The 1,573-nt window shown below is 41.2% G+C and carries 1 protein-coding gene; it reads right to left on the reverse strand.

All coding sequences use genetic code 11. The features are described from left to right. Nucleotides 1–315: 315 nt before the first annotated feature. Nucleotides 316–1,470: an IS110 family RNA-guided transposase gene (locus QQK02_RS16365; RefSeq protein WP_284209228.1), complete on the reverse strand. Its 1,155-nt coding sequence runs from the start codon at nucleotides 1,468–1,470 to the stop codon at nucleotides 316–318. Nucleotides 1,471–1,573 lie beyond the last annotated feature (103 nt).

Raw genomic sequence — 1,573 nt, forward strand, 5'->3', positions numbered from 1 at the left:
GGGCGTTGGTATGACTCCCCACGTCAAGTTAAACCATAAAAATCTTTGCTTTTTTTCGAGCCATAATTTCTTTGTTTCTCAATAAATGAGTTAACGCAGTAGATGAAGCAAGTAAATTCGTCGGTTATCATGCTGATATTCGTGGATTATTAACCTATTGGTTAACAGCGCCTACCTTACTTGTTCCGTCGTGACACCTGTCTTCAGTCTATGCTCGTGGTTCAACGATACGTCAGTGTCGTTGCCATCCTAACGCCCTCGGTAGTTGTGTCACAGCCGATGCTTGATCTACATACGTTAACTCTAAACTTTTACTCATGCAGGTAACCTTGCAATACGTGTTTTTGGATCGGTTGGGCTTATTACCACTTCTCGCGATATCGCCCAAATATAAGCAATCATTTCTCTCGCAATGGCAGCAACCACGACATTACGATGTTTGCCTTTTTGCATAAGTCGTTGATACCGACGGCATAGCCTCAACTGTGCTTGCCAAGCAATATCAATAATTTCTTTGCTTAACCCTTCTTGCCGCTTTTGTAGTTCAGTTGAAATGTTCGCCTTATGCTTATACGTTTGTGCCCCTTCAATCAGTAGGCGCCTTGCTCGTCCATTGCCACATTTAGTAAGTTTACCTAGCCGTCTTTTATCGCCACTTGAACTTTCACTTGGCACTAAACCAAGGTAGGCCATTAGCTTCCTGGGATGATCAAAACGTCTTAGATCCCCTAATTCGGCAATAGTGCCAACGGCCACTAACATCCTAACGCCTCGCATAGCTTGTATCGCTTTCACTACGGGATAATAGCGCCATTGTTTAACTTGATACTCAAGTTCATTAACGAGTCGCTCTACACGTTTAATGCGCTCATTAATGGTTTGTATCATTTCTTGCAAAACAATTTGTTGGCTATGATGGGGTAATATTAATTCAGTAAGCCAACGTAAGTGTTGATTAGACCAATTGTCTTTTACAGCACACTTAATATTGTTTCGAAGAAATAGCCCTTTAAGTTGAAACTTAGCATCCTTTAAATCTTTCATGGCTGTTTCACGCGCACGGGATAAGTCTCTGATTGCTTCGTCTTCAGCTTCAGGTACATAAATGGTTGTTAGCTCTTCTGCCTTAAATAATTTGGCAAGTTTTGCTGCGTCACGCTTGTCTGTTTTTACTCTATCACCGGATTTTTTAGGAATAAGTGATGGAGCAACGATATAGCAGCAATGGCTTAAGCTTGTTAGTAGACGATATATCCAATAGCCACAGGGGCCTGCTTCATAAATGAAGTGCAGTGTTGCTTTGGGAAAACGCGATTGGAGCTGACGAGCCAGTTTTACAAAGGAAGATTTGTTTGTATTTATTTTGCCAAGTGACTCAGGTTTTGCACCACGATTGTCTGGCAAAACAGCAACTTGAGTAAATGTTTTATGAGTATCTAATCCAATAAAAATTATGTTATTGTTGTACATGCTAGCCTCCGCTATTTAGTTGTTTACAAACTAATTATGGCTCTGGCTTTTAGCTAACCCACGATAATGGAGGCTAGCACCTCGTGGGGAGTCATTATGTCTA

Origin of the sequence: Thalassotalea eurytherma (assembly GCF_030161415.1) — a bacterium.
GTDB classification, from domain to species: Bacteria; Pseudomonadota; Gammaproteobacteria; order Enterobacterales; family Alteromonadaceae; genus Thalassotalea_G; species Thalassotalea_G eurytherma.